Origin of the sequence: Ralstonia soli (assembly GCF_023955655.1) — a bacterium.
Classification (GTDB): Bacteria; Pseudomonadota; Gammaproteobacteria; order Burkholderiales; family Burkholderiaceae; genus Ralstonia; species Ralstonia soli.
In genome coordinates, this window is record NZ_JAMXHT010000001.1 from 813,303 (window position 1) to 825,600 (window position 12,298).

The 12,298-nt window shown below is 62.0% G+C and carries 12 protein-coding genes; 9 read left to right on the plus strand and 3 right to left on the minus strand.

Annotation, left to right across the window (positions count from 1 at the left end; all coding sequences use genetic code 11):
- Window positions 1-62 precede the first annotated feature (62 nt).
- The 3 genes from NG900_RS03795 to NG900_RS03805 are packed head-to-tail and all read right to left on the minus strand — an operon-like array spanning window position 63 to window position 2,642.
- On the minus strand, window positions 63-368 hold the full coding sequence (locus NG900_RS03795; protein ID WP_252676839.1) for a sodium/substrate symporter small subunit: 306 nt from the start codon (window positions 366-368) through the stop codon (window positions 63-65).
- Window positions 365-1,927, minus strand: a complete 1,563-nt coding sequence (locus NG900_RS03800) for a sensor histidine kinase (RefSeq protein ID WP_252676841.1) — start codon at window positions 1,925-1,927, stop codon at window positions 365-367. Before NG900_RS03800 ends, NG900_RS03795 begins: the two co-directional genes overlap by 4 nt.
- Entirely contained in the window at window positions 1,920-2,642 is a 723-nt protein-coding gene (locus tag NG900_RS03805) for a response regulator (protein WP_252676843.1), read from the minus strand. The genes NG900_RS03800 and NG900_RS03805 overlap by 8 nt, the downstream gene beginning before the upstream one ends.
- A 266-nt stretch (window positions 2,643-2,908) precedes the next feature.
- On the opposite strand from NG900_RS03805, the gene recA reads away from it, so the two are divergent.
- The 9 genes from recA (at window position 2,909) to NG900_RS03860 (ending at window position 11,963) form a co-directional block, all read left to right on the plus strand.
- Window positions 2,909-3,967, plus strand: coding sequence for a recombinase RecA (gene recA / locus NG900_RS03810; protein ID WP_252676844.1), 1,059 nt, complete (start codon window positions 2,909-2,911; stop codon window positions 3,965-3,967).
- Between the two features lie 93 nt (window positions 3,968-4,060).
- Entirely contained in the window at window positions 4,061-4,540 is a 480-nt protein-coding gene (gene recX / locus NG900_RS03815) for a recombination regulator RecX (protein WP_252676929.1), read from the plus strand.
- A 286-nt stretch (window positions 4,541-4,826) separates the two neighbouring features.
- Window positions 4,827-5,465 carry a DUF2889 domain-containing protein gene (locus tag NG900_RS03820; RefSeq protein WP_252676846.1) on the plus strand — a complete coding sequence of 213 codons (639 nt, stop codon included), beginning with the start codon at window positions 4,827-4,829 and terminating at the stop codon, window positions 5,463-5,465.
- A 75-nt stretch (window positions 5,466-5,540) separates the two neighbouring features.
- Window positions 5,541-6,707, plus strand: coding sequence for an ADP-forming succinate--CoA ligase subunit beta (gene sucC, locus NG900_RS03825; RefSeq protein WP_252676848.1), 1,167 nt, complete (start codon window positions 5,541-5,543; stop codon window positions 6,705-6,707).
- A gap of 85 nt (window positions 6,708-6,792) precedes the next feature.
- On the plus strand, window positions 6,793-7,674 hold the full coding sequence (gene sucD, locus NG900_RS03830) for a succinate--CoA ligase subunit alpha (protein WP_252676850.1): 882 nt from the start codon (window positions 6,793-6,795) through the stop codon (window positions 7,672-7,674).
- 182 nt (window positions 7,675-7,856) lie between these two features.
- Window positions 7,857-8,552 (plus strand): TerC family protein, encoded by a 696-nt coding sequence (locus NG900_RS03835; protein ID WP_252676852.1) that lies wholly within the window; start codon window positions 7,857-7,859, stop codon window positions 8,550-8,552.
- A 219-nt stretch (window positions 8,553-8,771) separates the two neighbouring features.
- On the plus strand, window positions 8,772-9,245 hold the full coding sequence (locus NG900_RS03845) for a pilin (protein ID WP_289813623.1): 474 nt from the start codon (window positions 8,772-8,774) through the stop codon (window positions 9,243-9,245).
- Window positions 9,246-9,466: 221 nt separating this feature from the next.
- A complete protein-coding gene (locus NG900_RS26575; protein WP_289813624.1) occupies window positions 9,467-9,958 on the plus strand; it encodes a pilin in 492 nt (163 codons plus the stop codon).
- A gap of 265 nt (window positions 9,959-10,223) precedes the next feature.
- Entirely contained in the window at window positions 10,224-11,963 is a 1,740-nt protein-coding gene (locus NG900_RS03860) for a PglL family O-oligosaccharyltransferase (protein ID WP_252676854.1), read from the plus strand.
- Window positions 11,964-12,298: the final 335 nt, after the last annotated feature.

Consider the following 12,298-nt stretch of genomic DNA (forward strand, 5'->3'; position numbering starts at 1 on the left):
TCATCGGGGTATACACGAAGATGTGCACGCCGCGTGGCAGCGCAAAACCGTGCTTCAGCGCATCAAATGGAAGGGGGCGGAGGGGGCTCGTAGGCGTCGGCTTGCGGCGCATCGGCATCCTGCGATGCAGCATCGGCGGCCCGATTCGTGCGCCACGCGTAGAGCACCGTAATCAGCACGTAGACGATGGGCGCGCCCTGAGCGCCGACCCAGTAAGCGAAGTTCCAGTCGAAAAAACGCAACGAGAGGTCGCGTGCGAAGAACGCCACCACGAACGTCACCACAAACCACACGACCAGCAGCGCCGCGATCCAGCGCATGTTGGTGAGCCATCGGCGGCGTGCGGGGGTGCCCGGTGTGATGCTCATGCGGCGGGCTCCTCGCCGGGTGAACCGCGGTGCAGCGTGATGCGAAAGCGCGCGCCCGCCAATCGCGGCGATGCTTGGTAGACGTTGTCGAGCACCTCGATGTCGCCGCCGTGCTGCTGCACGATCTCGCGCACGATGGCCAGGCCCAGCCCGCTGCCCTCTGCCTGCGTGCCGAGAATGCGATAGAAGCGCTGCATCACGCGTTCACGTTCGGCCACGGGGATGCCGGGGCCGGTGTCGTCCACGTCGATGAACACGAACGGCTCGAACGGCGCAGTGGTTACGCGCACGGTGACACGGCCGCCGTCGGGCGTGTAGCGGATCGCGTTATCGAGCAGGTTGTTGAGCATCTCGGCGAGCATCGTGGCGTTGCCGGAGGTCATGACCGGTGCGCCGGGCTCTTCGAAGCCGAGGTCGATCTGCTTGGCCCACGCCTTGGGCAGCCAGTCGGCTACCACCTGGCGCGAGAGCGCGCAGATATCGAGCGGCACCATGCCATCGGTGGCACCCATGTTTTCCATGCGCGCGAGCGAGAGCAACTGCTTGACGAGGTGCGCGGTGCGGTCCGAGCTGTCGGCGATATGCGCGAGCGTGCGGCGCAGCTCATCGGGCGATTGCTCGCGCTGCGCCAGCTCAGCCTGCATGCGCAGGCCAGCCAGCGGCGTCTTCATCTGATGCGCGGCGTCTGCGATGAAGCGTTTCTGCGTCTGCACCGATTGCTCCAGCCGCCCGAGCAGATCGTTGAACGACGCCACCAGCGGTGTCAGTTCCTGCGGCGCGGCGCCTTCGTCGATGGGGCTGGTGTCGCCCGGGTTGCGCGCGCGGATGCGCTCCTGAATCGCATTGAGCGGCGCCAGCCCGCGCGTGAGCCCGAACCACACCAGGATCACCGCCAGCGGCAGGATCACGAACTGCGGCAGGATCACGCCCTTGATGATTTCGTTGGCGAGCTGTGCGCGCTTGTCCAGCGTCTCGGCCACCTGCACAAGCGCGGGTCGGGCACCTGGCTGCTGCACAAACGTATAGGCGACACGGATTTCCGCGCCGTGGATGTGGTCGTCGCGCAGCTGCACGAGGCTCCCGGCACTGGCGTCTTCCTCGGGCGGCAGCGGCAAGTCGCGGTCGCCGGAGACGAACTCGCCATTCGTGCCGAGCACCTGGTAATAGATGTTGTCGGTCTCGTCCGCGCGCAGGATCTCGCGCGCCGAGATCGGCAACTGCAGCGTCACGCGCCCGTTCACCTCGCGCAATTGCTGGCTGAGCACGATGGCGCTTGATTCCAGCGCGCGGTCGTACGGCGCATTCGCTATCGACTTGGCCACCAGGTACGTCACCGCAATGCTCATCGGCCAGAGCAGCAGCAGCGGCGCGAGCATCCAGTCGAGAATCTCGCCGAAGAGGGATCGGGCAACGGGCCGGGTGGCGTCGTCTTCCAGGTGGGGGAGGGTATCGGCGAGGTCGCTGTCGTTATCGGCCCCGCCAGCCTGCGGTGCCGTATCGGATGAACCGGCCAGCGATGCGCGGTGGCGGCGCCACGGCCAGGCCAACCTGTCAGCCATGGGCGGTGGTCGCGGAGGTGTTCGCGCTGGCCGTCGGGGTGGTGGTGCGCTCCAGGCAGTAGCCCAGCCCGCGCACCGTCGCGATGCGGATGCCTTCCACCTCGATCTTCTTGCGCAGCCGGTGGATGTACACCTCGATGGCGTTGTTGCTCACTTCCTCGCCCCAGCCGCACAGGTGGTCGACGAGTTGCTCCTTCGACACCAGTCGGCCCACGCGCGCGAGCAGAATTTCCAGCAGCCCGATCTCGCGCGCGGATAGTTCCACCACCTGGTCGTGGATATAGGCAATGCGCCCGACCTGGTCGAACGCCAGCGGTCCATGCCGGACGAGCGTGGCGCCGCCGCCCGTGCCACGCCGCACCAGGGCCCGCACGCGGGCCTCCAGCTCGGACAGAGCGAACGGTTTGGCCATGTAATCATCGGCGCCCAGATCCAGGCCCTTGACGCGTTCTTCAACGCTGTCGGCGGCGGTCAGGATCAGCACCGGCAGCATGGCCCCGCGCGAGCGCAGGCGCTTGAGCACCTCCAGCCCCGACATGCGCGGCAGGCCCACGTCGAGGATCAGCAGGTCATAGGTTTGGGCCGTCTGGGCGGACAGCGCCGCATCGGCGGCGGCGCCGTCAGCGGCCCGGTCAACGGCATAGCCCGCCTGGCGCAGCGAACGGGTCAACCCGTCGGCCAGCGTGGCGTCGTCTTCGGCAATCAGGATGCGCATGCGTGTCTCCCCGCGATGCCGGGCAAGGTGTCTTGCCCACCCCGCCCGCTACATTGTTTTCGCGCGACACTCGTATTGGAGACTTGTCAAAACCACTGGTTTTTTATACAGTACTCCGAATTCGCGGTGCTGTAGTCTTGGCGGCGCTAAAGTCATGGAATTGGGCCGTATCAAAGCGATTACCCCGCGGCCCGTTGTTGCAGACAACCGCTGGAATCGCAAGCCCTTGCGGCCCATTTATACACCAATTTGCACGAAGGACGACCATGGAAGACGGCAAGAAGGCAGCCACGATGAGCGCAGAAAAGCAGAAGGCGCTGGCTGCCGCGCTCGCGCAGATCGAAAAACAGTTCGGCAAGGGCTCCATCATGAAGATGGGCGATGCCGAAGTGGAGCCGGTCCAGGTCGTGTCGACCGGTTCGCTGGGGCTGGATGTCGCCCTGGGCGTCGGTGGCCTGCCGCGCGGCCGCGTGATCGAAATCTACGGTCCGGAATCGTCGGGTAAAACCACGCTGACGCTGCAGGTGGTGGCCGAGATGCAGAAGCTGGGCGGCACCTGCGCGTTCATCGACGCCGAACATGCGCTGGATGTCACTTACGCTGACAAGATCGGCGTGAGCGTCCCTGACCTGCTGATCTCCCAGCCGGACACCGGTGAACAAGCTCTGGAAATTGCCGACGCGCTGGTGCGCTCGGGTTCGGTCGACCTGATCGTCATCGACTCGGTGGCTGCCCTGGTGCCGAAGGCTGAAATCGAAGGTGAAATGGGCGATGCGCTGCCCGGTCTGCAGGCGCGCCTGATGAGCCAGGCGCTGCGCAAGCTGACCGGCACCATCAAGAAGACCAATTGCATGGTCATCTTCATCAACCAAATCCGCATGAAGATCGGCGTGATGTTCGGTTCGCCGGAAACCACCACGGGTGGCAACGCGCTCAAGTTCTACGCTTCGGTGCGTTTGGATATCCGCCGTATCGGCTCGATCAAGAAGGGCGACGACGTGGTCGGCAACGAAACCAAGGTCAAGGTCGTGAAGAACAAGGTGGCGCCCCCGTTCCGCGAGGCCATCTTCGACATCCTGTATGGCCAAGGTGTATCGCGCGAGGGCGAGATCATCGACCTGGGCGTGGAAGCCAAGGTGGTGGAAAAGTCCGGTGCCTGGTACAGCTACGGCGGCGAGCGCATCGGCCAAGGCCGCGACAACTGCCGCGAATACCTGCGCGAGAATCCGGACCTGGCCCGCGAGATCGAGAACAAGGTCCGCGAAGTCCTGGGCGTGACGCCGATGGACGCCATCGCGGTGGCCGAGGAAGTCGGCGAAGAGTAATTGGGTTGGCCGTCGGCGCAGATCGGCGGCTCTATCGAGCTTCATACGCCTGCCGTCCCCCAACGGCGGGCGTTTTTTCTTTGGGGCGATCGCATGCCGTTGCCGCGTCAACCGTTATCGCTGAAGGCGCGTGCGCTGGGCTATCTGTCCCGGCGCGAGCATAGCCGTGTCGAATTGCGCCGCAAGCTGGCTCCGCATGCCGAGTCTGCGGAAGAAGTCGATGCGTTACTGGACTGGCTGGAGCGCGAGAACTGGTTGTCCAATACCCGTTTCGCTGAAAGCGTGGTGCACCGCCGCGCGGGACGATACGGGACCGCCCGTCTGATGCAGGAACTGAAAACGCACCAGCTTGGCGAGGAGACGCTGGGCGAGGTCAAGGCCCAGTTGCAGAGCAGCGAGGCATCGCGCGCCAAGGCCTTGTGGGAGAAGCGCTTCGGCCGTCCGCCCACCGATCTGGCCGAGCGGGCCAAGCAGGTGCGATACATGATGGCGCGCGGGTTCTCGCGCTCGGTGGTGTCGCGCATTATTTCCGGCGCAGATGAGTTGCTGGGCGACAGTGACGAATCGATCTGAACGTCGGCGATCTTGCAACAATTTGCACAGACAATCCGTTTGCGTGCAGATGTGACGGGTTGCACCCGCGGCGGTTGTTGCAACCTTTCTCGCACCGCATTGCAGCATGTAGCCCGGTCACGTCGTGACGACGTGTTAAAATCCACGGCTTTGATACCGTCTTCACCTTCGGTTACGGCGGTTGCGTTCGTATGTGGCGGCTGATGCGCCGGCGCATGCGTCCCGCAGGAGATGCGCGAGATCCGCGCGCCCCTGCCTCCATCGGTCCTATCGGTCTGTCTGGTCCATGCCTTTGTCTGCTCCTGTCCCGCGCGTCATGCGCCACCGCCGTGCCATCACGGTGGATGCCTATTTGCGGGAAGACGGATTGTGGGACATCGAAGCGCGCCTGACCGACACCAAACCACGCGACATCCCCCTGGCTAGCGGCGGCGTGCGCCCCGAAGGCCAGCCGCTGCATGACTTGTGGCTGCGCGTGACCATCGACACCCGCATGAACGTCGTCGACGCCGAAGCGTGCTCCGACTGGGTGCCATACCCCACGCACTGCGACACGATCGGCCCGGCCTACCGCAAGCTCATCGGCCTGAACCTGATGAAGGGTTTCCGAAAGGCCTCGCGTGAGAGACTCGGCGGCGTGGCCGGCTGTACGCACCTGACCGAGCTGTGCGGCGTGCTGCCGACCGCCGCCATCCAAGCCTTCGCGGGCGATGTCTTTCCGGTGCGCGACAACTCCGACGACCATCGGCCGATCGAGCCCGGCGAAACGCCGCCTTACCAACTCCACGGCTGCCATGCCCTGCATTTCGAGGGCGAGGTGGTCCGCAAGCATTATCCGCGCTGGTTTGCGTATCAGCCCAAAAACCAGCCCGAAGCCAAGATCCTACCGCCAGTCACCGAGCCGTCGTCTGAGCCGTCGTCCTGACGGGCTGCGTCGCTCGCGCGTTTTTTTCGCACTTAACATTCATCACACTCACTCTGCCTAGCAAAGGAAACACGCATGAATATCCATGAGTACCAAGGCAAGGAAATCCTGCGCAAATACAATGTGCCGGTTCCGCGCGGCATCCCGGCCTTCTCGGTGGCCGAGGCTCTGAAGGCCGCTGAAGATCTGGGCGGCCCGGTGTGGGTCGTGAAGGCGCAGATTCATGCGGGCGGCCGCGGCAAGGGCGGCGGCGTGAAGGTTGCCAAGAGCATCGAAGAGGTCAACACCTACGCCAGCAGCATCCTGGGTATGACGCTGGTGACGCACCAGACCGGTCCGGAAGGCAAGCTGGTCAAGCGCCTGCTGATCGAAGAAGGCGCGGACATCAAGAAGGAACTGTACGTGTCGCTGGTGGTGGACCGTGTGTCGCAGCAAGTGGCGCTGATGGCCTCGAGCGAAGGCGGCATGGACATCGAAGAAGTCGCCGAAAAGCACCCGGAAAAGATCCACACGCTGCTGATCGATCCGCAAGCTGGCCTGCAAGACGCTCAGGCTGACGACATCGCCCGCAAGATCGGCGTGCCGGATGCTTCGATCGCGCAAGCCCGCCAAGCCCTGCAAGGCCTGTACAAGGCATTCTGGGAAACCGACGCTTCGCAGGCTGAAATCAACCCGCTGATCCTGACCGGCGACGGCAAGGTCATCGCACTGGACGCCAAGTTCAACTTCGACTCGAACGCGATGTTCCGTCACCCGGAAATCGTGGCTTACCGCGATCTGGATGAAGAAGACCCGGCTGAAATCGAAGCCTCGAAGTTCGACCTGGCCTACATCTCGCTGGATGGCAACATCGGCTGTCTGGTGAACGGCGCCGGCCTGGCCATGGCCACGATGGACACCATCAAGCTGTTCGGTGGCGAGCCGGCCAACTTCCTCGACGTGGGCGGCGGTGCCACCACCGAGAAGGTGACCGAAGCCTTCAAGCTGATGCTCAAGAACCCGGACGTGAAGGCCATCCTGGTCAACATCTTCGGCGGCATCATGCGTTGCGACGTGATCGCCGAAGGCGTGATCGCTGCGGCGAAGGCTGTGTCGCTGTCGGTGCCGCTGGTCGTGCGCATGAAGGGTACCAACGAAGACCTCGGCAAGAAGATGCTGGCGGACTCGGGTCTGCCCATCATCGCCGCTGACACGATGGAAGAGGCCGCCCAGAAGGTCGTGGCCGCAGCCGCCGGCAAGTAAGCCGCCCGCTGACCCAACCCTACGCGAACGCGAGCGGCGCCCGTTGAACATGGCGGCGCGGCTCGCTGCATACAAGGATTACAGCATGTCGATTCTGATCAACAAAGACACCAAGGTCATCACCCAGGGGATCACCGGCAAGACCGGTCAGTTCCACACCCGCGGCTGCCGCGACTACGCCAACGGCAAGAACTGCTTCGTCGCCGGCGTGAACCCGAAGAAGGCCGGCGAAGACTTCGAAGGCATTCCCATCTACGCAACCGTCAAGGACGCCAAGGCACAGACCGGCGCGACCGTGTCGGTGATCTACGTGCCGCCCGCAGGCGCCGCTGACGCCATCTGGGAAGCCGTTGAGGCCGAGCTGGATCTGGTGGTCTGCATCACCGAAGGCATCCCCGTGCGCGACATGATGATGGTCAAGGACAAGATGCGTAAGGCCGGCAGCAAGACGCTGCTGCTGGGCCCGAACTGCCCGGGCCTGATCACGCCGGACGAAATCAAGATCGGCATCATGCCGGGCCACATCCACCGCAAGGGCCGCATCGGCGTGGTGTCGCGCTCGGGCACGCTGACGTATGAAGCCGTGGGCCAGCTGACCGCGCTGGGCCTGGGCCAATCGTCGGCAGTCGGTATCGGCGGCGACCCGATCAACGGCCTGAAGCACATCGATATCATGAAGATGTTCAACGACGATCCGGAAACGGACGCCGTGGTCATGATCGGTGAGATCGGCGGTCCGGACGAAGCCAACGCGGCTTACTGGATCAAGGACAACATGAAGAAGCCGGTGGTGGGCTTCATCGCTGGCGTGACCGCGCCTCCGGGCAAGCGCATGGGCCACGCCGGCGCGCTGATCTCGGGCGGTGCCGACACCGCACAAGCCAAGCTGGACATCATGGAAGAGTGCGGCATCAAGACCACCAAGAACCCGTCTGAAATGGGCCGACTGCTGAAGTCGCTGCTGTAATCAGCTAGGTTTGAGGTTGTGCGAGAACGGGAGGCCAGGCCTCCCGTTTTTGTTGGTGCGCCGCAGGATCCGGCCCGCGTGTGCGAGCCGGGCACGACATGTGTATCAGCGCCACTGCAACCGGCTCACAGTATTCCCTGGTTCACCGCATTCCATCTAACGCGCATCTCTTCGGAAACACCATGGCGCTCACCTCCAGCGCATTCTGGTTCGCACTCGGCTCCATCATCCTGACCAACGTCGTGCTGTCGGGCGACAACGCGGTCGTCATCGCCCTGGCCGCGCGCAACTTGCCCAAGCGCCAGCAGAAGCAGGCCATCTTCTGGGGGAGTGCCGGTGCCATCGCCCTGCGCATCGTGCTGACGGTGCTGGCTATCCAGCTGCTTGCGCTGCCGTACCTGAAAACCGTTGGTGCGGTGCTGCTCGTCTACATCGGCGTGAAGCTGCTCACCGAAGCGGAGGAGGAAGCCGCTGATCACTACCAGCGCGCCGGCCTGTGGCCCGCCATCCAAACCATCCTGATTGCTGACTTCGTGATGTCGCTCGACAACGTCGTCGCCGTTGCTGCCGCGGCAGAGAAGGGGCCGCTGGGCACGACGTTTCTGCTGCTGGTGCTCGGGCTGGGATTATCGGTGCCGCTGATCGTGTTCGGCAGCACGCTGTTGGTAGGGCTCATGGCGCGCTTTCCGGTCATCATCACGCTTGGGGCAGCGCTGCTTGGGTACCTTGGTGGCGACATGGTCGTCACCGACCCCATTGATGCGGTCTGGTTTGAGCGGGTAGTGCCGTATGCGGATGTGGTGATGGGGTGTGTGGGGGCGCTCGTGGTGTTGCTGGTGGGCTGGTGGCTTGGTCGGCGCGCGCTACGTCAGGCGTAAGCTCGACGCGCCCGAGACAAACGGCGGTGAGGTCGCTGAGTTGACAAAACTTGTCAATTCGTGTCACGAAATGTCATCCGGACGGCGGGTGCTCCTGCGCAGCGTGTCAGTTTTTCTCTGACAAATGCAGGTTTTCGGCTTGGCATGGTCCATGCTCTACCTTCCCCGCTGCACCTTTAACCAAACAATCCGGGGGATGTTATGAAATCGATGCGTCGTATGACGAAGCGTGTCCAGAAGGGCTTCACGCTGATTGAACTGATGATCGTGGTGGCGATCATTGGTATTTTGGCTGCCATCGCTATTCCGCAATATCAGGACTACACGATTCGCGCTCGCTTGGCGAAGGTGACGGGAGCAGTCGAGCCCCTGAAGACGGCAGTGGCTGAGTACTCCCAATTTAACGGTGGTGACCTGTCGGCGCTTACGGCCAGCAATTGGACTGGGGGGCAAACCGCGGGTGGATTGGGCCTCACCGCAGCACCGACCACCACGAACGAAATCTCGGGTTATGCCCTCACCGCTGCGACCGGGGCCATTGTCGTGACGCTTCAGAACATCGGTTCCTGTGGCAATGGCAAGACGATTACCTTTACGCCGGCCGCCACCGCCGGGAGCAACGTCATGAAATGGACCGTGACGACAAGCGCTACTACGGCACCGTGCACCACGGAAATTGCCAAGTGGGTGTAATTTGATGAGAGGCGCCCTTTCAAGGGCGCTTCCGTTTTTTGTGGATGATAAAAGCAAAGTGAGTATTTTGAGCTCATCTCGGAAGACTCTCGATTTTGCGTGGTCCACCGCTGTAAATCTTTGGTTTTTGGGGTGAGATTTTCGGAAAAAAGAGTTTTTTCGCGATGCAACTAAAGCGTGCATAGCATATTTTTCTATCCGAAAAAATAGGGTTACTCATAATGAAAAAAGCACATATCGGGATCAAGCGTGCACAAAAAGGCTTCACGCTGATCGAGCTAATGATCGTGGTCGCGATTATCGGTATTTTGGCAGCAATTGCGATTCCTCAGTATCAAGACTACACAATCCGTGCCCGCTTGTCGAAGGTGGTCGGAGCGGTCGAGCCGCTGAAGACTGCGGTGGCCGAATACGCCCAATTTAACGGCGGCGACCTGTCGGCGCTTACGGCAAGTAATTGGACGGGGGCGCAAACCGCGGGCGGATTGGGTCTTACCGCAGCGCCGACTAACACGAACGAAATTTCAGGCTATGCGCTCACCGCTGCGACGGGGGCTCTTGTTGTGACGCTTCAGAATATCGGTTCCTGTGGCAACGGCAAGACCATTACATTTACGCCAGCCGCCACTGCAGGGAGTAATGTTGTGACTTGGGCGGTCACGAGCACAACGACGGGTGCACCGTGTACCACGGAAGTCGCCAAGTGGCAGTAATTTAGAGGCCGCTTTTAATGGAAGCGCTCCTCAAAATGGGGAGCGCTTTTGCTTTCCGGGTGAGTTGCTGTAAGCCGTGGAACGGCCGTGCACGCAACTGAACATCAGCCTGCACTCTTTCACTAACATTTGACTTGGCTGCTTAGGATAGCGTGAGTATGCAGTTTGCCAAGCCGGTTTGGGGTCCAGCGCCGCTGAATTCAGCTACACTACCTCGCCCCACAAGAGCGCCTTCGGGCGCTTTTTTGTTGTTCGCTACCTTCCCATGCCGCGATCTTCTTCTCCGACGCCGTTGACCTGGATTGCCGTCGCCGCGTGCTGGTCCGTCCCGTTCCTGGTGGCGCCACACACCTACCCCATCCCCACGTTCTATTCCGAGTTTGCCGCGGCCGTCTGCTGGATCGCCTTTGCAGTGGCTACGCTAGGCGGCACCTGGAACCAGAAAACCCACCTCCCAACAGTCGCCCTGGCGCCGCTCGCGCTGATTGTCGTACTGCTCCTGCAATTGGCGATTGCGCCACCGCTGAATCCGTTCTTCTCGTTCGGTGCCATTGCCGCGCTACTTGCGGCCGCCGCCATCTGCGGGTTGGGCGCACGATGCCGAGACGTTCCTGGCGTGCTGACGGTCATTGCGGTTGCCGTCATCGTCGGCGGTTTGCTCACGGTCGCGATCGAGCTGCTGCAACTGTTTCGCGTGCCGAACCTGCCTGGCGATTTTTTCTCGATCAATCCCACGGGCACAGCGCGGCGCATGTGGGGCAACCTGAATCAGCCGAACCACGTCGGCACGTACCTGGCGTTCGGGCTGGCCGCGTGCCTGTTTTTGGGCCATCGGCACAGGAAGTGGCTTGCGCTTCTGATGGTCGTCGTGCAGATGCTGTTGATCGGCATGGCGTTGACGTTCTCGCGTGTGACGTGGGTGCACATCGCGGTGATCGGGGCGTTGGCCGGCATTCCGCTGGCAGTGGAGGCAAAGGGCCGTGCCTGGCCGGTCAGGCTTGTTGCCCTGGTCGGGCCGCTGCTGCTGCTCGTGGTGGCATACCAGGGTTGGAACTGGGCCATTTCGTTTGCCAACGCAGCCTGGACGCTCGATCTTCCCGGCTCAATGGGGCAGCGCATGCAGGAGGGCGCCGGCCTCAGGCCCTTGCTGTGGAAACACGCATGGCACATGTTCCTGGCGCATCCCTGGCTGGGCGGCGGTTGGGGCGACTACGCGTGGAACCAGTTCGTGCAAACCGACACGGTTGGTCAGGTCGAGATGTCGTTGAACGCACACAACATCGTGCTCGATCTGCTCGCCAAGGCGGGTGTGGTGGGCTTGGCGGCGGTGTTTGCTCCGCTCGCGTGGTGGGCGCTGGATGTGCGCAAGCGGTTGCAGCAACCGGAGACGGTATTTCTGGGCGCAGTGGTTGCGGTGCTGATGGTGCATTCGCTACTCGAATATCCGCTCCACTACGTCTTCTTTCTTTTCCCGTTTGCCTTTGTGTTGGGCTATCTGGACCATCGGCAACTGCGCCTGCCATCCGGACCCGTCGTGTGGACACTTTCAGGCGTTGTCGTGATTTGTGGCGTGGTGCTTCTGGTGCGCCTTTGGGCTGACTACCGCGTGCTCGAACGGCTGTACTTCGCGCAAGAAGGGGCGGTCAAGCAACTCGCGAAAGCGCAGGGCAGTGGCCCTATGTTGCTCGCACCGTATGCCACGCTCATTTCGGCCATGAACGCCTCAGTCAATCAAGAAACGGCCGCATCGCTGGAAGGGGGCGAGCAGCGTGCTGCGCAGTTTTATCCAGCGCCAGCCACTGTCCAGCGATATGCGCTGGCGCTGGCGTTCCAAGGCAAGAACGAGGCGGCGGTCGCTCAGATCCGGCGTCTGCATCACCATTACTGGACGGACTTTGCCGCGCAGACCGCTGTGCTACGGCAAGCATGCCAGCGCAACGCTGTCGAATTGAAGACGTTTTGCTCACGCCTGAAAGCGGATGGTCTGCTCGTCGGCGTAGATTGAGAAACTAAGCCGATCTCTCCAATTTCAAAGCGCCTCTTCGGCGCTTTTTTTATAAGAATTGGATTAGGTTTTGGTGAAAATTGGTTGTGAACAGGCTAAAGGAGAATGCTGTCAATTAATCTCGACCCACCTCACTTCTTCCCGATGAAGTGAGCTTTCAATTATGGAGAAATCTATGCGGGTCAAGTATCAAAAAACGCTTCAGAATCGTAAGCGTGTCCCCAGCACCGTCTCGACGGTGTGAAAGGAAGTTGCCAGAGTGATCCCCACCAAAAAGTAGTGGGGACCACAGTGGCAACAGAAGCACCGAAGAGACGTTCACGTAGAGGCATCCC

What these genes read in the sequence shown, in the direction of transcription:
- NG900_RS03795 (WP_252676839.1), bottom strand. Translation starts at nt 368, where the DNA reads ATGAGCATCACACCGGGCACCCCCGCACGCCGCCGATGGCTCACCAAC.
- NG900_RS03800 (WP_252676841.1), bottom strand. Translation starts at nt 1,927, where the DNA reads ATGGCTGACAGGTTGGCCTGGCCGTGGCGCCGCCACCGCGCATCGCTG.
- NG900_RS03805 (WP_252676843.1), bottom strand. Translation starts at nt 2,642, where the DNA reads ATGCGCATCCTGATTGCCGAAGACGACGCCACGCTGGCCGACGGGTTG.
- recA (WP_252676844.1), top strand. Translation starts at nt 2,909, where the DNA reads ATGGAAGACGGCAAGAAGGCAGCCACGATGAGCGCAGAAAAGCAGAAG.
- recX (WP_252676929.1), top strand. Translation starts at nt 4,061, where the DNA reads ATGCCGTTGCCGCGTCAACCGTTATCGCTGAAGGCGCGTGCGCTGGGC.
- NG900_RS03820 (WP_252676846.1), top strand. Translation starts at nt 4,827, where the DNA reads ATGCCTTTGTCTGCTCCTGTCCCGCGCGTCATGCGCCACCGCCGTGCC.
- sucC (WP_252676848.1), top strand. Translation starts at nt 5,541, where the DNA reads ATGAATATCCATGAGTACCAAGGCAAGGAAATCCTGCGCAAATACAAT.
- sucD (WP_252676850.1), top strand. Translation starts at nt 6,793, where the DNA reads ATGTCGATTCTGATCAACAAAGACACCAAGGTCATCACCCAGGGGATC.
- NG900_RS03835 (WP_252676852.1), top strand. Translation starts at nt 7,857, where the DNA reads ATGGCGCTCACCTCCAGCGCATTCTGGTTCGCACTCGGCTCCATCATC.
- NG900_RS03845 (WP_289813623.1), top strand. Translation starts at nt 8,772, where the DNA reads ATGACGAAGCGTGTCCAGAAGGGCTTCACGCTGATTGAACTGATGATC.
- NG900_RS26575 (WP_289813624.1), top strand. Translation starts at nt 9,467, where the DNA reads ATGAAAAAAGCACATATCGGGATCAAGCGTGCACAAAAAGGCTTCACG.
- NG900_RS03860 (WP_252676854.1), top strand. Translation starts at nt 10,224, where the DNA reads ATGCCGCGATCTTCTTCTCCGACGCCGTTGACCTGGATTGCCGTCGCC.